The organism is Vibrio sp. H11, from assembly GCF_004804295.1.
In the GTDB taxonomy this organism is placed as follows: domain Bacteria; phylum Pseudomonadota; class Gammaproteobacteria; order Enterobacterales; family Vibrionaceae; genus Vibrio; species Vibrio ostreae.
Genome location: NZ_SSHN01000001.1, coordinates 355,299 through 376,562 on the forward strand (window position 1 = coordinate 355,299; position 21,264 = coordinate 376,562).

A 21,264-nucleotide genomic window follows, 5' to 3' on the forward strand; every position below is an offset into this window, starting at 1 on the left:
CCGATATGACACGGTTTTTATAAAACCTACAGCGAGTTAGCTGATCTCGTCCAGTGTTAATTCAAAGCTGGGCGCAAAGGTTTGCAGAAAATAATCCATTTCTTCGGTGTAGCGCTCACGCAGCGTCACATCGAGGCGCTTTTTCGCCAGAGCAAATTCATGGTTACCGGCGCTGAGTTCTTCCAGACATTTCAGATAAGCACACAGGCAGTCGGCTTGTTTGACGATCGCGGAATCCTCGGCATGTGCTGCATCGGAGACCAGAAACGGCGCAAAATCGTCGTGGAATTCTTCCGGTAGCATCGACAGCAGGCGGCGTTCTGCGGCTGCTTCGATTTTTTTGTACTCTTTGGCGATGTCCGGGTTGAAGTATTTGATGGGCGTTGGCAGATCGCCGGTCAGCACTTCACTCGAGTCATGATACATGGCCAGAATCGCAATCCGCTCGGGATTGAGCTGTCCGCCGAACTTTTTGTTCTTAATCACGGCCAGTGCATGGGCAACAAACGCTACCTGCAGGCTGTGCTCGGAGATGTTCTCTTTGGAGACGGAACGCATCAGCGGCCAGCGCTGAATGAGTTTCATACGGGCGAGGTGGGCAAAAAAATGGCTTTCTTTCATAACGCTCGACATCCTGGTTGATCGCTGAATAAAACAAAAGGCGCTCTTTTAGTTTAGAAAAGAGCGCCTTTTTAGCCTAACTGATCAGGAAAGGGAGAGGAAAGCGTTATTGGCTGTAAGTGCTCAGGAAACGCTCAAAACGGCCGATCGCCACTTCCAGATCTTCAACATGGGGCAGGGTCACGATGCGTACGTGGTCCGGTTTCGGCCAGTTGAAGCCGGAGCCCTGTACCAGCAGGACTTTTTCCTGTTTCAGGAAGTCGAGTACCATTCGCTGATCGTCTTTAATACTGTACTTCTTGGTATCAATTTTCGGGAACAGATACATCGCGCCTTTCGGCTTCACACACGATACCCCGGGGATCTGGTTAATCAGTTCCCAGGCACGGTCACGCTGCTCTAGCAGGCGCCCGCCTGGCAGGATCAGTTCATTGATACTCTGATAGCCGCCCAGTGCAGTCTGGATCGCGTGCTGCATCGGTACGTTGGCACACAAACGCATTGAAGCCAGCATATCCAAGCCGGAGATATAGCCGCTGGCCTGATGTTTTGGCCCGGTCAGGAACATCCAGCCGCCACGGAAACCACACACACGATACGCTTTAGACAGGCCATTAAACGTCACGACCAGCACATCTTCAGTCAGCGTCGCTACAGAAGTGTGAGTCGCGCCGTCGTACAGAACTTTGTCATAGATCTCGTCTGCAAAGATAATCAGTTTATGTTTGCGGGCAATTTCAATTACTTCCAGCAGGAAGTCACGGCTGTAGACCGCGCCGGTCGGGTTGTTCGGGTTGATCAGGACGATGCCGCGCGTGTTCGGCGTGATCTTTTTCTTGATGTCGTCCAGTGAAGGATACCAGTCGGCCTGCTCATCACACAGATAGTGCACCGCTTTACCGCCGGACAGGGCAACGGCTGCCGTCCACAGCGGGTAATCCGGGGCCGGAACCAGCATTTCATCACCGTTATTCAGCAGCGCCTGCATCGCCATTACGATCAGTTCGGAGGCGCCATTACCAATGTAGACATCTTCGACATCCAGAGAACGGATGCCTTTTTTCTGATAGTGCTGTACGACAGCTTTGCGTGCCGAGTAGATACCTTTGGAATCACAGTAACCTTGTGAGGTTGGCAGGTTACGAATCACGTCGACCAGGATTTCATCCGGGGCGTCGAAACCAAACGGGGCCGGGTTGCCGATATTAAGCTTTAGTATTTTATGCCCTTCTTCTTCCATGCGTTTAGCATGTTTGAGCACTGGACCTCGAATGTCATAGCAGACATTATCGAGTTTTGACGACATCCCGATATTTTGCATTGTCTTGTTCCTGAAAATGATGAAATTTGTTTATTAAACCTCTACAGATTGCCTTTTTTTAGGATATAAATCTAGGCCATATTGTCCTTTCGAGGTTAAATTTTGTCAGTACCCCAAGTGGCTCAATTCAGGGGGTAGATAAGCTGTCCGAAAGTTTTTATGACCTTATATTCGTTAAGGTAATGAATTTATATACAGAATGTGGCTGTGGCACGCAGAATTGGTGGGAAAAGATACGATATACCCTTGATTTTAGTGGGTTCTCTCAATAGAGTAACCGGGTTAGATCGAGTCTCAGCTAAGTCGAGGTCGTTTTGTTGAACTTTTATCAAGCCATTGCTCGCTTAACAGAGCAAATTCACGACGCGCAGGAAAACGACGTCCGTTTCATCCAGGAGTTGGCAGGCAAGCCGCCATTCGCGCTGATCGATTGGCTTGAAGCCCAACCGGTTTACCCTAAGTTTTACTGGCAGTCACGGGACAGTCGCGAAGAAGTGATTGCGCTCGGGCAGTTATATACTTTCACTGATCCAGCCCCGGCGTATGCCATGGTCGGTGAGAATCAGCGTGTCTGGGGGGGACGCTCGTTTGACGGTCATACCGATAAAAACCAGCGCTGCATGTCGTCTTTCTTCTTTTTGCCCCAGGTCGAGCTGATACGGTTAGATAACACCTGGCACCTGGCGGCCAACGTTAATCAGGAATCGGCCCGGACACTCGCCACGCTCAACAAGCTGGTGGCGGACGTTAAACCGTTGCCTGCGATCCACCGTGAAGTCAGACAAGTCAGGCATGCTCCGAGTGAGTCCGGCTGGGCGCAGCTGGTACAGGACGTGTTGGACGGTATTGAAAAGCAGGATTTTAAAAAAGTCGTCCTCGCCCGTCAGACCCGTTTGACTCTCGATGGCCCGCTCAGTGCTGCTCAGCTGCTGAAAGCCAGTGCGCGGCAAAACCATCACAGTTTTCACTTTATGCTGGCGCTGGACAGTAAACACTGTTTTATGGGCTCGACGCCCGAGCGGCTCTATTTACGCCAGAGTCAGGAGCTGTATACCGAAGCGCTGGCCGGCACTATCGGGCGCGGCGCCAATGCGGCGCAGGATCTGCAACTGGCGAACTGGCTGACCCAAGACCGTAAGAATCTGCATGAGAATCAGGTGGTAGTGGATGACATTATCGAACGTCTTACGCCTTATGCTGAGTCAATCAATGTCGATCCTGAGCCGCACCTGGTGCGGCTGAGCAAAGTGCAGCACTTGAAGCGGGCGATTCACGCCAATCTGCAACCCGGGGTTAATGGCGTACAGCTGCTGAGAGCTTTACAGCCGACCGCTGCTGTAGCAGGGCTGCCGCGTAAACCGGCTCTGGATTTTATTACCCGACATGAACCTTTTGCCCGCGGCTGGTATGCCGGTTCGATGGGCTATTTTAGCCATCAGCAGGCAGAGTTTTGTGTTGCAATCCGCAGTGCTCTGGTACTGGAAAATGAAATCCAGCTTTATGCCGGGGCCGGGATTGTACCGGGCTCAGAAGCGCAGTATGAGTGGCAGGAGTTGGACAAGAAGATGTCCACTCTGCTCAGTTTGATCAGTGACGATCTGCCGCTGGGAGTTGCCTCATGAGCCACGACCAGGCACAGCTCAACCGTATCTGGAGCCGAACTTTGCTTGAAGAGCTGACCCGCTTTGGGGTCAGTGAGGTGTGTATCGCGCCCGGCTCTCGTTCGACACCGCTGACACTGGAAGCCGCCGCGCATCCCAATCTGACTCTGCATACCCACTTTGATGAGCGCGGGTTAGGCTTTTTAGCCCTGGGACTGGCCAAAGCCAGTACCCGGCCGGTGGCGGTGATCGTCACGTCCGGTACCGCGGTCGCCAATTTGCTGCCGGCGATTGCCGAATCCGGTCTGACCGGAGAAAAGCTGGTGGTGTTAACCGCCGACCGGCCAGTTGAGTTAGTCGGTTGTGGGGCTAACCAGGCGATCGATCAGGTCGGTATTTACTCTTCCCATGTCACTGCGGCGATGAATTTACCCAGTCCGGGAGTGCATTTATCTTTAAGCTGGCTGCTCAGTGCCCTTGATGATGCGCTGTTCAAACAGGCGCAGCAGGGCGGCGCAGTACATATTAACTGCCCGTTTCCCGAGCCGCTTTATTCGACCTCATGTACGGATTTATACCGCGATTATCGCGCGCGGGTAGACGACTGGCACAATGCAGATGTGCCTTATACTCGGCGTCTGATGCCACAGACTAGCGTCATGCCACTCGAGGCGGCATCTTTTCATCGCAAAGGTCTGGTCATTATCGGTTCTCTGCCGTTGTGTCAGGCTCAGGCGGCGCGTGATTTTGCCCGTCAGCTCGGCTGGCCGGTGCTGGGTGATATCCAGTCCGGTGTCAGCAGTGAGTGGGCACATTATGATTTGTGGCTGCAAAATGCCACAGCCAGTGCCCGCTTGAATGAGTGCGAATTGGTGCTTCAGTTTGGTGCCAGAGTGGTATCAAAACGGCTTAATCAGTGGCTGCAACGCCAGATCAGCGCCGCCGACTGTGACTATTGGTATGTGTCGCCGGATGCCAGTCGTAACAACCAGTCTCATCTGCCGCAACAGCACTGGGTGGCCGATATCCGTGACTGGGTTGCGATTCAGTCCGCCGTCGTGCACTCCTCCGTTAAGCCGCCACTCAACAGCGCCGGCCGTGGCTGGGCAGATGAACTGCGTCATATTGCCGGTGCAACCGCGCAACTGGCAGTATCAACGTTGTCTGACGAGGGATTGAACGGCTCTGCCGGTGCACTGACCGAAGTCGCTGTTGCGCTCGATCTCAGTCAGCGCGTGCCGTGGGTGCCGCTGTTTATCGGTAACAGCCTGATAGTGCGTCTGACGGATATGCTGAGTGAACTGGATGATCGGGCAGTTTATTCCAATCGCGGAGCTTCCGGGATTGATGGCCTGGTGGCCAGTGCTTCCGGTGTGCAGCGCGCGCTTAACCAGCCGTTAATGATTCTGCTCGGTGACACCTCACTGCTGTACGATCTCAATTCACTTACTTTGCTGCGTCAAACTTCGCAGCCGGTTGTGATGGTGGTGACTAACAACGACGGCGGTGCCATCTTTGATCTTCTGCCCGTACCGGAGCAGGAGCGTCAGGCTTTATATCAGATGCCACACGGCATGCAGTTTGAATTCGCAGCCAGGCAGTTTGGTCTGGCTTATGCCCGCCCGCAAACCCTGGCCCAGTATCAAACCGTAATCGATGTCCATTTTGACTCGGGGCAGGGCACCTTGCTGGTGGAGGTTGTTACGCAGCCGCAGCAGGCCGCACGACACATCCAACAGCTTAGTGCGCAGATCCATGCTTTATAGTCGCTCGTCCGGTCATTTCGCCGTTAACACGCTATCGGTGGCAGAACGGCCGCTACTGGTGTTTCTGCATGGTTTGCTTGGTAGCACGGACGACTGGCAGCCGGTGTTGGATCGTTTACCGGATGCAGACTGGCTGGTTATCGATTTACCCGGACATGGTCATAGCCAAACGATTTGCTGCGATGATTTGCAGCAGTGCTGCGAGTGGGTTGCACAAACTATTGCCAGCCGGGCCGGAGCGAAACGCCCGGTATGGCTGGTCGGCTATTCACTTGGCGGACGCATTGCCATGACCGGGGTTGCGTGTGGCTGGTTCAGTGGCTTTAACCTCTCAGGTCTGCTGATTGAGGGGGGCCATTTTGGTTTGCCAACCAATCAAGAACGAGAGCAGCGCTGGATTCATGATAGTCGCTGGGCGATGCGCTTTGCGCACGAACCGATTGAACAGGTATTGAGCGATTGGTATCAACAAGCGGTATTTAGTTCACTAAACCATGCGCAAAGACAAACCTTAATCACTAAACGCAGTGCTAATCTTGGTCAGGCAGTGGCAAGTATGCTGTTATCAACCTCGCTGGCAACCCAGCCTTATTTGCTACCTGCACTGCAACAAGCCTGTTTAACCACGCATTATGTCTGTGGCGAACAGGATAAGAAATTTTCGCAGCTCGCGACACAAAGCGGGCTGAGCTTTAGTCAGGTCGGGCAGGCCGGGCACAATGTTCACCATGAGCAGCCTGATGCGTTCGCCCTGATCATTCAGCGTTTAATTGGCTCGTTGTCATCAACAACGAGTAACAACAATGGGAATCAGCATGGCTAAAACAGTAGGCATTTCAGAACAAGAACTTTATGCTCCGGTCGAATGGCATGATTGTGGCTCAGTTTATGAAGATATCGATTATCACAAGTCGCCGGATGGTATGGCCAAAATTACCATTGCCCGCCCGCAGGTGCGCAATGCGTTTCGTCCGCAGACTGTCAAAGAGATGATCAATGCACTGGCCGATGCACGCTACGATGAAAATGTTGGTGCCATCATTTTAACCGGTCTGGGTGAAGAGGCATTTTGCTCGGGCGGCGACCAGAAAATTCGTGGCGATTACGGCGGTTATAAAGATGAATCGGGTACCCACCATCTCAATGTGCTCGACTTTCAGCGCCAGATCCGGACCTGTCCGAAACCTGTGATCGCCTCTGTGGCCGGTTGGGCTGTTGGTGGTGGTCACGTACTGCATATGATGTGTGACCTGACCATTGCGGCAGAAAACGCCCAGTTTGGCCAAACCGGGCCAAAAGTCGGCTCTTTTGATGGTGGCTGGGGCGCATCTTACATGGCGCGGATTGTTGGTCAGAAGAAAGCGCGCGAGATCTGGTTCCTGTGTCGGTTCTATGACGCCAAAGAAGCGCTGGATATGGGGCTGGTGAATACCGTGGTACCACTGCAGGATTTGGAAAAAGAAACCGTACGCTGGTGCCGTGAAGTTCTGCAACACAGCCCGATGGCGCTGCGCTGTCTCAAAGCAGCACTGAACGCTGACTGTGATGGGCAGGCTGGCCTGCAGGAACTGGCTGGTAACGCCACTATGCTGTTTTATATGACAGATGAAGGCCAGGAAGGCCGTAATGCGTTTAACGAAAAACGTCGCCCGGATTTCAATAAATTCCAGCGTAATCCGTAAAATCGTTGCGGCCCGTGCAAAAGTGGGCCGCTTTTTGCTTACGACGTATAACCCTTTGTGATGTCATTGTCTTGGCGCATTCCGTGCCGACAGTGTGAACATCCAGGAATAACAACAGAGTTAGGTTGGATATGCGCAGCGCAAAACTGTATCGCTATCGTCTGCCGATGGATAGCGGTGTCATTCTTCGTGAAGAGAAGTTAACCGAACGTGAAGGATTCATTGTCGAACTTCAGGAAAATGGCCGAATAGGGCGTGGTGAAGTCGCGCCGTTAAAAGGATTTAGCGTCGAAACCATTGATGAGGCGGGAGCCCTGGCTAAAGAACAGCTGGAACTGTGGGTGAAGGGGCAACCTCTCGGACTGGACGAATTATTTCCTTCTGTCGCCTTTGGTGTGTCTATGGCGGAGCTGGAACTGGCCGGTGAGTTGCCCCAAGATGGGCAATATCAGGCTGCACCGCTGTGCACCGGTGATCCGGATGACCTGATCCCGCAACTCGAAGCCATGCCAGGTAACAAGGTCGCCAAAATTAAGGTGGGCCTGTACGAGCCGGTACGTGATGGCATGCTGGTTAACCTGTTTCTCGAATCCATGCCGGATCTGACGTTGCGTCTCGATGCCAATCGGGCCTGGAACAAAGAAAAGGCGGCTAAATTCGCTCAGTATGTCGCTCCGTCACGTCGTGGCCGGATTACTTATATCGAAGAGCCGTGCCATACACCGAGTGAGAGTCTGTCGTTTGCCATCGATACCGGGATCGCAATTGCCTGGGATGAGACGCTGCAGCAGGCGGTACGCATGGATGACTTTCGTCTCGAAGAGCTGACCGGCGCCAAAACCATCATTATCAAACCGACCGTGATAGGGTCCGTACCTTTCTGTATTCGTCTGGTTGAGAAAGCGAGAGCACTCAATCTTCAGGTGGTGATCAGTTCCAGTCTGGAATCGAGTCTGGGTCTGACCCAGTTAGCCCGCCTGTCAAAATGGTTATTACCGGATGAAATTCCGGGGCTTGATACCATAGGCCTTTATCAGGCGCAGCTTGAAACCGCCTGGCCGGGTTGTGAACTGCCAGTGCAGACACTGCAGGAGCAGGAGCTGGTGTGGCAGTCGCACCACGCATGACCCCCTGGCAACAATGGCAGCAGCGTACGCCGGATAAGGTGGCGCTGCGTCTTGAGCAAGAATCTCTGACCTGGCAGCAGCTGGCTGATCGTATCGAGCAGTATGCTCAGGCACTTCATCAGCAAGGTGTACAGGGCGGAGACGTACTGACACTGGTCGGTAAAAATCATCCGCATACGTTGCTGTGGTTACTGGCCGCGGCGTCGCGCGGTGTCATTTGTGCCCTGACGATGCCTCAGCCTGGCGAGGCTTTACACCTCAAACTGGACGCCCTTTATGGCGCGCATCAAACGCCCCATCTCTGGCTGGCTCCCGGGGCCGACGTTTCCCGGCACTCTATTTCCCGGCACTCTGATAGAGCCGTCAATGTCATTCAGATACCCAAGGCATTACACGTTACTGAACCGGTTGGGTGGCATGGCGATCTCTATCAGGCTGACAATCTGGCCACTTTGATTTTTACCTCTGGTTCAACCGGCGTTCCGAAAGCGGTGGCGCATACTCATGCCCAGCATTTGGCTTCTGCGCAGGGCTTATTGCAGGAGTTTGTGTTCAGCGCTGAAGATACCTGGCTGCTCAGCTTACCGCTCTATCATGTGTCCGGTCTGGCGATTGTGTACCGCTGGCTGCTGGCCGGCGGCTGCCTGAAAATTGGCCGTGGTGATCTGGCTTATGACATGGCTCAGGTCACACACGCGTCTTTGGTGCCGACCCAACTCAAACGGCTGCTGGAGGCCGGAATCGAGCTCAATCTGACCCATGTGTTACTTGGTGGCAGCCATATTCCGGTCCGGTTGGCGCAGCAGGCCGCGGCAATCGGCATTGAAACCTGGCTTGGCTACGGTATGACAGAAGCGGCCTCAACCGTGACGGCGAAACAGGTCGACGGGCACAGCGGAGCCGGGCATGTATTGGCCGGACGCCTGGTACAACTGCGCGGACAGCGGATTTATATTGGTGGCGAGACCCTGGCCAGCGGTTATTACCGCCGTGGGCTGCTGCATCCTATCCTGGAATCAGACGGCTGGTTTGACAGTCAAGATCTCGGCGAATGGCAGGATGAGCAACTGGTGATTATCGGACGCGCCGACAATCAGTTTATCTCTGGCGGAGAAAACATTCACTGTGAAGAAATTGAGTCCGTACTCAACCGTCATCCGGCGGTGCAACTGGCGATGGTGGTGGCGGTTGAAGATGACGAATTTGGCGCCAGGCCGGTTGCGATAGTGCATAGCGCAGAAGCGGTATTTTCATTGACGCAAGGTTCAGCCTGGTGCGAAGGGAAGCTTGAGAAATTCAAATGGCCGGTGGCTTATTTCACTATGCCCGAGCAACTGATGAACAGCGGCATTAAAGTATCGCGCCAGGCCCTGAAGCAATGGCTGGCGCATCATCAGACTCAATATCGGGTTATGAGTTAGACCAAAACAGAATTTTGCTTCTTATAACGATTGGGCATAATGAATCCGGATTAATAATGATTCGGGATTATCTGACCATGAAGAAAGGCTTACTTGTTGGCGTCATCGCCCTGCAACTGCTGATTGCACTGACCCAGGATGGCTGGCCGCGTTCGGTGGCTGAATTAAGTGCTTTCCTGTTGGTGCTGCTCGTCGCCTGGGAAGTGCAGCGCTCGCCTGTTATCCGTTCGTCTGGCTCAGCAGCCAAGCCAGAGACGAAGTCGATATAACTATCCAGAGTACAATACCGAACATCAGCGGCTTGGCACCGGCAGCGCGTAAACGGCGCACCGACAAGCTGCAGCCAATCAAAAACAGACACACCACCAGGGCTTGCTTGGCCAGGCCGAAAATCTGCTGATATACCACCTCAAACTGCGGCAACTGATCGCTAAATCCTATCGCCGCGCAGTAAAAGAGAATGAAATACGGGATTGTCACTTTTTTCGATTCACTGCGAAACATCCAGGCACTGAGCAGGGCAACGGGTACAATCCACAATGCGCGCGCCAGTTTGAGGGTGGTGGCTGTTTTTAGCGCCTCTTCACCGTATGCCGAAGCGGCGCCGACCACAGATGACGTATCATGAATGGCGATGGCGGCCCAGGTGCCAAAGGTATGCTGATCAAGATTGAGGGCATGGCCGATAAGCGGAAACAAAAACAGCGCCAGTGAATTGAGCAGAAATACCGTACCCAGGGCCACTGCGGTTTGATCGTCATCGGCATTGACTGCCGGAGCCACGGCCGCAATCGCACTGCCGCCGCAGATGGCTGTCCCCGACGCAATCAGGTGACCTGCAGTCGCATTAAGGCCGATAAACCGCGCCAGCACTGTGCCGAGAATCAGAGTGCCTGCAATACTGGCCACAATCAGGCCGATGCCGTCGCTGGTCACGCTGAGTGCTTGCTGTAGCGGAATACCAAAGCCGAGGCCGACAATCGAGTAAGCCAGCAATCTTTTGGTGATCTTCGCAAGTGGCAGTCCGCCGGGAACCCAGCCCAATGTTGCCAGCAAAAAGCCCAGCACCAGCGCAGTGGGCGAGGTGAGATAAGGGGTAAGACAGGCCAGCAGAATCAGCACAAAAGGCAGATATCTCAGCTTAACAGGCAGTGAGTTGCATGACATAGGATTGACCTTCAGCGAAGTGGAAACTGATTGTAACCCATTGCTAATGGTCAGAAAGTCTTAATGTTTTGAACAAGCGTTCAGTTAAACTGAACGCTTGTTCTTAGTGAACGCAAAGCAGCGAGCTGAAAGTCGTACAAAGCTACTTCCAGTCACCACGCAGCGCTGCGACTTCGGCGTGCATCAACTGGGTGTTAGCGTCGCAGGCGGCAACGGCGCGACCGGCTTCTATTTCAATCCGAGAGCGGAAACGACAGGGCAGGCTGCTGCAGGCACGACCTTTATATCGGCTGAAGAAACTGCCCCACAGCCCTTTAATCGCCATCGGAATCACAGGTACCGGGCTGCGCCTCAGTATCAGGTCGATACCGCGCATAAACGGGTTCATCTCGCCATCTTCGGTCAGGCGACCTTCCGGGAAGATACACACTAGATGGCCTTGTTCCAAAGCTTGTTCTACCTCGGTAAATGCGCGGCGGATAGAGGCGCGGTCATCGGAGTCTATCGGGATAACGCCGGCCCGCTTGAGGAAACGGCGCGCAATGCGGATATTGGCGTACTCTTCGTGCATCACAAAGCGAATCAGGCGCGGGCAAACCGCACTCAGCAGCAGGGCATCCATATAGCTGACATGGTTACATACGATCAGAGCGCCGCCTTGCTGCGGCAAATGATGCAGATTTTTATGCCGGACGCGGTAAATGGTATGAGTCAGCGCCCAGACCAGAAAACGTACCACAAAAATAGGCACTTGCAGGAACAGGTATACGGCCATCAGCACATTCATGACCGACAGCAGGATAAACAGCTGCACTATGCTCAGGTTGAGCAGTGACAAACAGACAATGCCGAGCAGCGCGCTGCCGACCATAAACAGGGAGTTGTAAATATTGAGTGCGGCGATGACCTGAGCCCGCTCGCTTGCTTTGGCGCGTTGCTGCATCATGGCATACAGCGGCACGATAAAGATCCCGCCGGACACGCCCAGTAACAGCAGATAAATATACAGTGGCCACAACGGGGTGTAGCTGACGAATTCGCTAAATTGCTGGAAGAGCGGTAAATCATCGGGAATGCTGCTGGCCATCAGGTAGCCGAAAATACTTATCCCCAGACTGCCGAGCGGCACGATACCCACATCAATCCGGTGGCCGGACATTTTGTCACAAGCCAGTGAACCGGCAGCAATACCGATAGAAAACAGCGCCAGTAAGAAAGAGACTGAGCTTTCGGTACCATTAAGAAACAGTTTGGTGAAGTTGGGGAACTGGGTTAGGTAGGCCGCGCCAAGGAACCAGAACCAACTGATGGCCATCATCGACTGAAAAATGGTGCGGTCGCTGCGTGCGATAGCCAGAGTCTGGCGGGTCAGTTGAATAGGCCGCCAACGAAATTTGAGATCCGGCGCGCTGGCTGGCGCTTCAGGGATGGCCCGGCTGGCGAGGTAACCGAACAGGGCAAACAGCAGCACGGCTCCGGCAGCGATGTAGCGCGCATGTTCTGCAGAAGCGATGATGCCAGCTCCCAGCGTACCGAGCAAAATCGCTAAAAAAGTGCCGGTTTCGACCAGGGCGTTGCCCGGAACCAATTCGCTCGATTTCAGTTGCTGGGGTAGCAGCGCATATTTGACCGGACCAAAAAATGCAGATTGGGTACCCATCAGAAACAGCATCAGCAGTAACAGGCCGTAGCTCTCAGTAATGAAGCCCAGAGCGCCGACACACATGATGGCTATTTCTGCCAATTTCACTTTACGGATAAAAGCAGACTTTTCATATTTGTCGGCCAGCACGCCGGCAGAGGCGGAAAACAGAAAAAAAGGCAGGATAAATAAGCCGGCAGCCAGGTTAATGAACAGGTCACTGGATACCGGCAGAGCGCTAGAGCCTGCAAAGGCAACCAGCAGCAACAATACGTTTTTAAAAATATTGTCGTTGAATGCGCCAAAGAATTGGGTAATAAAATAGGGCAGAAAACGCCGCTGGGTTAACAGTGACGTTTGAGAATGTGGCATTACGTTTCCTTGATGCTTACCAGTTGGCCAGATAGTTAGAGAGTAGATCTTCAATCAATGCCTTGCCATCGACAGGCTCAGCAGCAAAGAATTTGTCGTCTACACTCAGCAGGGTGATGCCATGCACTCCTGACCACAAAACTCGGCTGGTGCGCAGAATTTCACTGTCGGTACGCTGAGGGGCCATGACGTGCAGCAGGCCTTCCAGCATGCTGGTCATGTGTTCAATCCGCTGTGACTGCCACTCAGGCAACTGTTCGCCATTCATGTTATGGGCAAAGATTAACTGCCAGCGATAGGGGTTTTGCTTGGCAAAGTCGTGATAGCAGTAAGCGAGCTGATAAAGTGCCTGAGCCGGATCTTTACTCTGGCTAACCACGGCTTTGGCTTCGGTGGCCAGTTCGTCCAGCGTTTGTGCCACCACATGCAGCAGCAGCAGGTTGTAATTACCAAACACGTTCACTAATGTACTCGGTACATAGCCGATCATCGTCGCGATTTTACGCAGGCTCAGCTCGTGGTGAGAGTGAGTATGGAGAAATTCTTTTACCGTATTGAGCGTCAGCGCAATAAGCTCGTCTCGTGTATGGTCGTTTCGTCTTGCCATGTGGGATAATACTTAATGAACAATGTTCAATTATTCTAATAACCTCCCGATGGAGCGTCAACTAATCTCTCAATAAGCGTGTGCTTTTGAAAGCGTGCACAACGGACTTTGGCTGCGAAGTCGGCCTTTATTGCTGCCGTTTGTAACATCGCTTGTCGGTTGAGTTCCGTTCGGGATCCATGAAAATCTAAAGCAACGCTTTGAAAATCAAAGGCTGTTGATGGGGTTTAGACAACCTAACACCGCAAATGGTTCATTATGTCCGAACGAAGTTTGCAATATCCTGATACAAGTCAGCAAAAGCAAAATGTTTGATTGTGATATTGAAGCCGCTATGATGACCCGGTATCAAAATAGGTTTAGGGTCCTTTTGAGGGCCATTACCAGTAACGAGCTAAGGATAAGTATGAAACGTCTGTTTTCTCTGGTCGCATTAGTGATGGTTTCTGTTGCGTTTACTCCAGTGGCGGATGCTGCCAAAAAATTTGGTGGCGGTAAGTCATTTGGTAAAAGCTACAACACATCGCCTGCGCCGACGCAAAGTAGCCAACCGACCAATTCGCTAAAACAACAAAACGGCACACAAACAGCACAGAATTCCTCTAAAAAAGGATTAATGGGTGGTCTGCTGGGCGGCCTTCTGGCTGGTGGTTTGCTGGCTGCCTTCTTCGGTGGCGCTTTTGAAGGTATCCAGTTTATGGATATCCTGATCATGGGTCTGATTGCCTTCGTGATCTTTAAACTGATGCGCGGAGTGTTGGGGGCCAAGCAGGGCAGTATGAACCAGCAGCAACCGGCGTTTGGCGGAATGAACCGCAACCAGTTTGAACAGCCGAATGTGCACAACTTTGAGCAGCCGCAGGCACCGGCAGGTGGTTTTGGCAGCACGATGCAAAGCGATGTACCGCACAATTTACCGGCCGGTTTTGATCGCGTGGCGTTCATCAACGGTGCGCGTGAGCATTACCGTATTCTGCAAGGTGCCTGGAACCACAACCAGCTGCACACCATTGAGGAATATGTGTCACCAAGCCTGTTTGAAGATCTGAAACAAGAGCGTGCCAAGATTGACTCGGCTCCACAGACAGACGTGATGTATGTGGATGCAGAAATCGTACGTGCCGATTATGACGCGAGCAAAGCACAGCTGAGCCTGCAGTTCAGCGGCCGTTACCGTGATGCGGGTGAAGGTATCGAAGAGGATATCGAGGATATCTGGCACCTGGAACGTGACCTGACAACGCCGAATGCACCATGGCTGATTGTTGGTATTCAAGGGTAATTTCCCTCAGTCACCAGTGCGGAATCTCAGCGCCCGGGCTCGTCCCGGGCGTTTTTTTTTGCTTGTTTTATAATGACTTTATGAGTTTTAAAATAGCGGTGTGAGTTTTATAAATAACTGGCAGCGTGTTATAAATAACAGATACACCTCTGTGACTGGTCTGCTTTGGCCGGTGGCAGGCAGACAACAAGAAAGGAAAATCCCGTGGCCGAATTTAAACATAAAGATCTGACCCAAGAACAACAGGATAAAATGGATGCAGCGGTGTTCCGTCGCCTGCTGGCGCATCTGGATAATAATAAAGATGTGCAGAATATCGACCTCATGATTCTGGCAGGGTTCTGCCGTAACTGTTTCAGCAAATGGTACCTGGCCGAAGCGCAACAGCTGGGATTAGATCTGGATATTGATGATGCTCGTGAGCGTGTGTACGGCATGACCTACGATGAGTGGAAAGCCAATCATCAGCCAGCGGCAACGCCAGAGCAGATGGCCGCGTTTGAAGCGCGTCAGAAAAAATAATGGTCTAAAGCCGCCTCTCCTGGCGGCTTTTTTGTCGTCGTTGAACGACGATGAAGGGGCTTTGCTCGCTACAGTTTGACCAGAGGGGGCAGAGGCTGAAGGTCAATCAGAGGCTGGCGGGTGATCCTGGGTTGGCTGCTGAACAACATCAGTGGACTAAAGCTCCCGCTATCGAGCTTGTCCACATCAACCAGCCCATTGAGGGCATAAAAACGAGCCACGTACTGGCGGGTTTCAGCTGGCAGGATTAAGTGTTCAAACTCGCGGCTGTTGGCTCGCGCCATCGCGCGGGCAACACGGCCTTCTCCGGCATTGTAGGCAGCGATGGTCAGCGCCAGGTCGCCGCTAAATTTGTTATATAAAAATGTCAGGTACTGAAGCGCCGCATCGGTACTGTGAAATACATCCAGGCGTTGATCCTGCGGGGTAATCGTAAGACCAAAACGCTGCGCTGTGGCGGGCATCAGTTGCCACAGGCCTCGTGCACCAGCATGGGAAATAGCGTCAGGGTTCAAAGACGATTCGAGCATGGGCAGCAGAGCTAGTTGAGGTGGCAGGCTGCGCTTTTTAAGCTGGCTGAATATATGTCCGAGCAGAGGCTGATAAAGGTCAAAACGAGCGGAAATCTGCGTCTGATAAGGTGATAACACCTCGTGCTGGCGAACAATTTGCTGCTGAAAGGTTTGGGCGGCGCTCTGGGCGTTGGTCAGCGGAAGCACCAGCATGACAAAAAGGAGACTCCCGGCTAACCGACACAACTTGGAGTGGGAAAGGCGGTACAACAGGGAACCTTGATTCATAGTGTCGCGCTGCTGCACTCCTGATAGAACGGGGACGGATTGGTCATTTCTGCCAGTAATTCGTGCAGCATAGCTGAGCTGTGGCCGTTGCTCTGATTGAGGTGCTGGCACTGTTCGATCATTGTGTTCAGCGCACGCCATTGCTTGCGTACCCGTTCCTGCAGATGCTGAGGCAGTGCACCAAACAGAATTTTTACGCCAGCCTGGTCATTAGGTAAAACCAGTCGTTGCAGACACTGTGAGCGCTGGGTCGCGTTGCGGTTGAGCTGATTGAGCAGCGGAACCTGCTGACGAATATTGTTGCCAAGAGACTCGCCGTCAAACTGCAGATAGAGTGCTTTTTGCTGCTGCAGCAGTTGATGTAGCTGACGATACATTCTGACATCTTCATTGATGGTGTACAAAAAGCTCTGGATGAGTTGTCCGCGGTTTAAGGCCATGACTGCTTCCCTTTCTTGCCGCGTTATTCGTGGCCGGTATGAAATTGCATCAGCGCCTGACTTAATGCTTTGCTGTCCAGGTTTAACTCGCCTTTAGCCAGCATCGCTCGCACCTGCTCCACTTTAGCCATGTCCACATCCGGCAGCTGAGCCAGTTCGGTCTGAGCTTTATCCAGTGCAACGGTGTTGGCGTTCATCGCCGGTTCGCTGGTCGGAGTGGCACTTTGAGTTTGCAGCGGTTGTTTACTGCTCTGTTGCAGCGCCGTTTGCGGTACGTGTCCACCGGAGACTTTGTCAATTTTCATAGCTGGGGTCCTCAATCTTCGTCGTCAATACCGATAGGCGACCGGCCGCCGTGCTGAATTAAATCTGACGGCTATTTTGGTAAGAAAAATTTATCGCGCGGTTTTGTACCCGAAATCCGCGCTGCCATTCGAGTGCTGAGGGCTAAAAATGTTACCTTGAGTCAATAAAATCCGCTCAGTCAAAATTGAGTTCGAACCTGATTCAGGCCGCTGACCACGGCATGGATGACTTTCTGTGACGTGCTGTTTTGCACCTCAATCTGGTCTCCTTGGCTTCCATCTTCCAGTGCGACGCCTTGGGTACTGGCATTGATGCCGTTTTTAGCGGCGATGATGACAACCTGATTGCCCTTAAGAACCCAAGGCGGCTTGCTGACTAATGTCGGGCTGAGAATGTCGCCGCTGCGCACTCTTCTTGATACTTCCATTCCGATCGCGTCCCGGATATCTGTGAAAAATTCATCGGCCCGATCGAGCGTTCGTTTCTCGATCATCAGCATGGAGGCATCCAGCGACTGACCACGTGACAAGGCTGTTTGAGTGACGACAACCGGTAACGTCAGCGATGCTTTGATGGTGACATTGATATGCCAGGGGGATTGCCCTTGTTCGCAACTGACCTGACGTTTCAGACGTCCGACCGGCAGTAACTGGTTATCGCGTCCGGTGACGACAAGCTTGCCGGGACATTCCGGCAGGTGACTGGCCGCGCCCGGCACCCAGATCTCCCAGTCCGTTTGGTAAGCAGGCCATTGATGTAGCGCCGCGGTCTGCTCAGTTTCTTGCTGCAGTGCGGATCGCACAGTATGGCGTATTAACTGTTCCTGCTGGGGATTGGCACTTAAAGGCAGGCTGATGAGCAGCAGCATTCCACCCAAGACGAAGCCGGCACGGGGCTGCGTTATTGGTTTTGGTCTGATGTGTTCTCGCCCTGAGGCTGTTTCCCCTTGCCTCGCTCTTGCTTCCGATATGCGGAAGCCTATCTTCCTTGTTGTTTTGTAAGTCATTGATAATAAATGTTTTGTTTTGTGGCATGCATCTTGTTTCTTCTCAGGGCTACTTGAGCCAACTTGTAAGGAAGATGCATGGCTATTTCATTTGAAAGCGCGTTAGGAGTTCATCCCGAGGCTCTGAATTTTCGGGTTCAGCGTACCAAAGTCCTCGCGAGTAACCTAGCAAATGTTGATACCCCGGGGTACCTCGCCAGAGACCTGAGTTTCACCACCGCGATGCGCAGCGCGGGTCTGCACGGAGTGAACCCGGACGTACCGGAATTGCTGGTTAACACTAAATATGCAATTCCTTATCAGAACAGCAAAGACGGTAATACGGTTGAGCTGGGTGTCGAGCAGGGCAAATTCACGCAGAACAGTATGGATTTCCAAACCAGTCTGACATTTCTCAATATGAAATTCAGTGGTTTAGCCAAAGCAATTGAAGGACGTTAATCATGGCATTTACTGATATCTATTCCATTGCCGGCTCGGCAATGAATGCTCAGACCGTGCGTCTGAACACAGTGGCCAGTAACCTGGCGAACGCCGATGCCGTGTCGGCTAACCCGGATGATGCCTATCGGGCACTCAAGCCGGTGTTTGCGACGGTATACAACAAGAGCCAACTGACCGCAGGCGAAGATTATCCGAGTGCGGAAGTACGCATTGTCGATGTGGTGAAAGCGCAGGGCGAAGCGGAAAAACGTTTTGAACCGAGCAACCCGCTGGCAGACGGCGAAGGTTATGTCTATTACCCGGATGTCGATGTGGTGGCGGAAATGGCCGATATGATGTCGGCGACCCGCAGTTTCGAGACTAACGTTGAAGTGCTCTCCAACGTGAAGAGTATGCAGCAGGGGCTGCTGCGTCTGGGGCAGGGCAGCTAATGACTATTGCACAGTTTAATGCTTTATCGGCCGATACCAGTGGCGCTGCCACCACAACCGGCGGCGCTATCGCGGCTAATGGTGTCGATGCTAACTCGGCATCGTCGCTGCAAAATGAATTTATCAGCCTGATGGTGGCGCAGATCCAGAATCAGGATCCGCTCAACCCGCTTGATGGCACCGAATACGTTAGTCAGTTAGCGCAGTTTTCTCAGGTGCAGAGTACAGAGAACATGACCAGCCTGATGCAAAACAGCATGGTGCTGCTGGATAACATGCAGGTACTGAGTACCGCAGGTCTGGTCGGTCAGACCGTGCTGGTGTCCGCTAACCAGTTTGAGCTCGGTGCAGAAGCGCCACAAAGCGGCAAAGTCGAACTCGAATACGCGTCGAGTCAGGTCAATCTGCTTATCACTGATGAGTTTGGTCAAAGCACCAAGCTGCCGCTTGGCGCTCATCCGGCCGGCGATGTCGATTTCACTATTGATCCCCAGGAACTGGGCCTGAAACCGGGCAGTTATCAGGTCACGGTCGAGGTTCAGGATGGCCAGGCCAGTCCGAACGTGTTGCTGGCCGGCGCGGTCGAGCAGGTACGTATTCCGAGTAACGGCGGTTCGCCGCTGGTCAATATTGCCGGTCTTGGCAGTATTCCTTTTTATCAGATCACCCAATTTGGTGCTTAATCCCCTTAAGGATACAGAGGTTATTTTATGAGTTTAAACATTGCGCTGAGTGGCTTAGATGCATCCAACTCGGAACTGAACACCATCAGTCACAACATTGCCAACGCTTCCACTTATGGCTTTAAAGGCTCGCGCACCGAATTCTCTGCCGTTTATAACGGAATGCAGCCTGGGGGGGTGGAAGTGGCGTCCATTTCACAGAACTTTGATGAAAACGGTTCAATCAGCGGCACCGGTCGTGCAATGGATCTGGCTATTAACGGCAGTGGCTTTTTCGTCACTAAAGACAGTATGGGACAAACCCTGTACACCCGTGCCGGTGTGTTCGGTACCGACAGCAACAACTACGTTGTGGGCAACACCGGTGCCAAATTGCAGGGCTACAGCGTGGATGCCAACAACAACCTGATGACGGGTACTGTGGGTGATGTGCAAATCGCGACCTCATCTCTGGCGGCGCGTGCGACTGACTCATTGCAGTTTGTGGCTAACTTTGATGCCAGCGCGAGCGCGATCAATCTGGTTGCGGCGGGCGATCCGGCTCTGGACCCGGCGAATCCGGCTTATGACTCGACAGCGGTGGCTTTTGATCCCAATGATCCAACCTCGTTCAACTCGTCATATACCTCGCAAGTGTTTGACTCGCTCGGTAACAGCCACACCGTCACCCAGTATTTTACCAAAACCGACGCCAACAGCTGGGAAGTGAATGTCCAGGTGGACGGTGGAGCTGTGGTTGACACCGTTCCGGTCACTTTCAATACCGACGGTACGCTTAACTCTCCGGTCAGCGCGTTTAACGTCACTTTCCCGGCTGCCGGTGCCGAAGCCATGAGCATTGATGTGTCACTGACCGGCAGTACCCAGTTTGGCGCTGACTTTGGTGTCAGTACTAACAATCCAAACGGTTACACCTCGGGCGAGCTGGCCGGGGTACGGGTTGAAAATAACGGCATGGTTTACGCCACTTACACCAATGGTGAGTCACAGCTGCAAGGTCAGGTTGTATTGGCTAATTTCGCCAACCCGCAGGGCTTGACCAAGGTCAGCGGCACTTCCTGGACGCAAAGTTTTGGTTCGGGTAACCCGACTGTGGGTGTGCCGGGTACCGGAACTCTGGGCGATCTGACGCCGGGTGCGCTGGAAGGCTCAAACGTTGATCTGACTGGTGAGCTGGTTGGTCTGATGACTGCGCAGCGTAACTACCAGGCTAACGCCAAAACCATCTCAACTGAAGATGAACTGATGCAAGTTCTGTTCAATTCAATCTAACGGAGCGGAACATGGATAGTTTGCTGTTTACTGCAACGTCAGGCGCGAGCCGGGTTCTCAAAGCCCAGCATGTGCGCTCCAACAACTTGTCCAACGCCGATACAGCGGGGTTCCGCGCCGATATGGAGCGGGTACGTAGTGTGCCGTTGCAGGGGGCAGGGTTCGATGGTCGTACCATGGTGGTCACCAACTCGGCCGCGACCCGTTTTGACAGCGGTGATGTGGTCAAAACCGGTCGCGCACTGGATGTGGCGATCATGGGTGACGGCTACCTGACCGTACAGACCCCCGATGGCGGGGAAGCTTACACCCGCGCCGGTAATATCTCGGTTGATGTTAATGGCGCTCTGACCATTAACGGTTTTGCCGTTATCGGTGAAAACGGCCCGTTAGTACTGCCTGACTTTCAAAAGGTGGAAGTGAGTGAACGCGGTGTGATCTCCGTGATGCCGCCGGGCGGGGGGGCCGAGATTGAAGTGGGGACTTTAAAGCGGGTTAAGCCGGAGCCGGCTCAATTACAAAAAGAGAGTGATGCTCTGCTGCACAGTGTGAATGGCGTGCCGTTCGCGGCCGATGATACGGTGCAACTGGCACCGGAACATATTGAAGGCAGTAACGTTTCGGCGATTGATGAGCTGGTGAGCGTGATGTCTCTGACACGCAATTTCGAAATGCAAATCCGCATGATGAAAAGCGCCGAAACCCTGGCTCAGGCCGGAAACCGATTAATGAGCAACAGCTAAGCGCTCAC

The 21,264-nt window shown here is 53.0% G+C and carries 23 protein-coding genes; 14 read left to right on the forward strand and 9 right to left on the reverse strand.

The window, feature by feature from the left end; all coding sequences use genetic code 11:
- Positions 1–36 precede the first annotated feature (36 nt).
- The gene (gene yfbR, locus E6C74_RS01800; RefSeq protein ID WP_136482795.1) at positions 37–621 is read right to left on the reverse strand and encodes a 5'-deoxynucleotidase; all 585 of its coding nucleotides are present in this window, start codon (positions 619–621) and stop codon (positions 37–39) included.
- A 106-nt stretch (positions 622–727) separates the two neighbouring features.
- Positions 728–1,942, reverse strand: coding sequence for a pyridoxal phosphate-dependent aminotransferase (locus tag E6C74_RS01805; protein WP_136482797.1), 1,215 nt, complete (start codon positions 1,940–1,942; stop codon positions 728–730).
- Positions 1,943–2,256: 314 nt separating this feature from the next.
- Between E6C74_RS01805 and E6C74_RS01810 the strand changes: the two genes are divergently transcribed.
- The 7 genes from E6C74_RS01810 (at position 2,257) to E6C74_RS01840 (ending at position 9,808) form a co-directional block, all read left to right on the forward strand.
- On the forward strand, positions 2,257–3,564 hold the full coding sequence (locus tag E6C74_RS01810) for an isochorismate synthase MenF (protein WP_136482799.1): 1,308 nt from the start codon (positions 2,257–2,259) through the stop codon (positions 3,562–3,564).
- A complete protein-coding gene (menD, locus tag E6C74_RS01815) occupies positions 3,561–5,309 on the forward strand; it encodes a 2-succinyl-5-enolpyruvyl-6-hydroxy-3-cyclohexene-1-carboxylic-acid synthase (protein WP_136482801.1) in 1,749 nt (582 codons plus the stop codon). The genes E6C74_RS01810 and menD overlap by 4 nt, the downstream gene beginning before the upstream one ends.
- Positions 5,299–6,132: a 2-succinyl-6-hydroxy-2,4-cyclohexadiene-1-carboxylate synthase gene (gene menH / locus E6C74_RS01820; RefSeq protein WP_136482803.1), complete on the forward strand. Its 834-nt coding sequence runs from the start codon at positions 5,299–5,301 to the stop codon at positions 6,130–6,132. Before menD ends, menH begins: the two co-directional genes overlap by 11 nt.
- Positions 6,125–6,991, forward strand: a complete 867-nt coding sequence (gene menB / locus E6C74_RS01825; protein WP_136482805.1) for a 1,4-dihydroxy-2-naphthoyl-CoA synthase — start codon at positions 6,125–6,127, stop codon at positions 6,989–6,991. Before menH ends, menB begins: the two co-directional genes overlap by 8 nt.
- Positions 6,992–7,122: 131 nt before the next feature.
- Positions 7,123–8,118: an o-succinylbenzoate synthase gene (gene menC, locus E6C74_RS01830; RefSeq protein WP_136482807.1), complete on the forward strand. Its 996-nt coding sequence runs from the start codon at positions 7,123–7,125 to the stop codon at positions 8,116–8,118.
- Positions 8,115–9,539, forward strand: a complete 1,425-nt coding sequence (gene menE / locus E6C74_RS01835) for an o-succinylbenzoate--CoA ligase (protein ID WP_136483181.1) — start codon at positions 8,115–8,117, stop codon at positions 9,537–9,539. The genes menC and menE overlap by 4 nt, the downstream gene beginning before the upstream one ends.
- Positions 9,540–9,595: 56 nt before the next feature.
- Positions 9,596–9,808, forward strand: a complete 213-nt coding sequence (locus E6C74_RS01840; RefSeq protein ID WP_240798104.1) for a hypothetical protein — start codon at positions 9,596–9,598, stop codon at positions 9,806–9,808.
- Here E6C74_RS01840 and E6C74_RS01845 read toward each other — a convergent pair.
- The 3 genes from E6C74_RS01845 to E6C74_RS01855 all read right to left on the reverse strand — a co-directional run bounded on the left by E6C74_RS01845 (position 9,759) and on the right by E6C74_RS01855 (position 13,327).
- Complete coding sequence (locus tag E6C74_RS01845) at positions 9,759–10,706, reverse strand: putative sulfate exporter family transporter (protein WP_136482809.1); 948 nt, start codon at positions 10,704–10,706, stop codon at positions 9,759–9,761. The two genes, E6C74_RS01840 and E6C74_RS01845, sit on opposite strands and share 50 nt — an antisense overlap.
- 142 nt (positions 10,707–10,848) lie before the next feature.
- Entirely contained in the window at positions 10,849–12,720 is a 1,872-nt protein-coding gene (locus E6C74_RS01850) for an MFS transporter (RefSeq protein ID WP_136482811.1), read from the reverse strand.
- A 16-nt stretch (positions 12,721–12,736) separates the two neighbouring features.
- Entirely contained in the window at positions 12,737–13,327 is a 591-nt protein-coding gene (locus E6C74_RS01855) for a TetR-like C-terminal domain-containing protein (protein WP_136482812.1), read from the reverse strand.
- 406 nt (positions 13,328–13,733) lie between these two features.
- Here E6C74_RS01855 and E6C74_RS01860 point away from each other — a divergent pair, with 406 nt between their 5' ends.
- Complete coding sequence (locus E6C74_RS01860; protein WP_136482814.1) at positions 13,734–14,609, forward strand: Tim44 domain-containing protein; 876 nt, start codon at positions 13,734–13,736, stop codon at positions 14,607–14,609.
- Positions 14,610–14,813: 204 nt separating this feature from the next.
- A complete protein-coding gene (locus E6C74_RS01865) occupies positions 14,814–15,131 on the forward strand; it encodes a DUF1244 domain-containing protein (protein ID WP_168796926.1) in 318 nt (105 codons plus the stop codon).
- A gap of 68 nt (positions 15,132–15,199) precedes the next feature.
- Here E6C74_RS01865 and E6C74_RS01870 read toward each other — a convergent pair whose 3' ends face one another.
- The 4 genes from E6C74_RS01870 to flgA form a co-directional block, all read right to left on the reverse strand.
- Entirely contained in the window at positions 15,200–15,856 is a 657-nt protein-coding gene (locus E6C74_RS01870) for a lytic transglycosylase domain-containing protein (RefSeq protein WP_136483184.1), read from the reverse strand.
- Positions 15,857–15,927: 71 nt separating this feature from the next.
- Positions 15,928–16,371, reverse strand: coding sequence for a flagellar export chaperone FlgN (flgN, locus tag E6C74_RS01875; protein WP_136482816.1), 444 nt, complete (start codon positions 16,369–16,371; stop codon positions 15,928–15,930).
- Positions 16,372–16,394: 23 nt separating this feature from the next.
- Positions 16,395–16,676, reverse strand: a complete 282-nt coding sequence (flgM, locus tag E6C74_RS01880; protein ID WP_136482818.1) for a flagellar biosynthesis anti-sigma factor FlgM — start codon at positions 16,674–16,676, stop codon at positions 16,395–16,397.
- A 179-nt stretch (positions 16,677–16,855) separates the two neighbouring features.
- Entirely contained in the window at positions 16,856–17,545 is a 690-nt protein-coding gene (gene flgA / locus E6C74_RS01885) for a flagellar basal body P-ring formation chaperone FlgA (RefSeq protein WP_240798105.1), read from the reverse strand.
- Between the two features lie 216 nt (positions 17,546–17,761).
- Between flgA and flgB the strand changes: the two genes are divergently transcribed.
- From flgB to flgF, 5 genes are read left to right on the forward strand one after another with little or no spacing between them, the layout of a single operon-like run.
- On the forward strand, positions 17,762–18,124 hold the full coding sequence (gene flgB, locus E6C74_RS01890) for a flagellar basal body rod protein FlgB (RefSeq protein WP_136482821.1): 363 nt from the start codon (positions 17,762–17,764) through the stop codon (positions 18,122–18,124).
- Between the two features lie 2 nt (positions 18,125–18,126).
- Positions 18,127–18,558 carry a flagellar basal body rod protein FlgC gene (flgC, locus tag E6C74_RS01895; RefSeq protein ID WP_136482823.1) on the forward strand — a complete coding sequence of 144 codons (432 nt, stop codon included), beginning with the start codon at positions 18,127–18,129 and terminating at the stop codon, positions 18,556–18,558.
- Complete coding sequence (flgD, locus tag E6C74_RS01900; protein ID WP_136482825.1) at positions 18,558–19,241, forward strand: flagellar hook assembly protein FlgD; 684 nt, start codon at positions 18,558–18,560, stop codon at positions 19,239–19,241. The genes flgC and flgD overlap by 1 nt, the downstream gene beginning before the upstream one ends.
- 27 nt (positions 19,242–19,268) lie before the next feature.
- Positions 19,269–20,513, forward strand: coding sequence for a flagellar hook protein FlgE (flgE, locus tag E6C74_RS01905; RefSeq protein WP_136482827.1), 1,245 nt, complete (start codon positions 19,269–19,271; stop codon positions 20,511–20,513).
- An 11-nt stretch (positions 20,514–20,524) separates the two neighbouring features.
- Positions 20,525–21,256 carry a flagellar basal-body rod protein FlgF gene (gene flgF / locus E6C74_RS01910; protein WP_136482829.1) on the forward strand — a complete coding sequence of 244 codons (732 nt, stop codon included), beginning with the start codon at positions 20,525–20,527 and terminating at the stop codon, positions 21,254–21,256.
- The last annotated feature ends 8 nt before the right edge of the window (positions 21,257–21,264 follow it).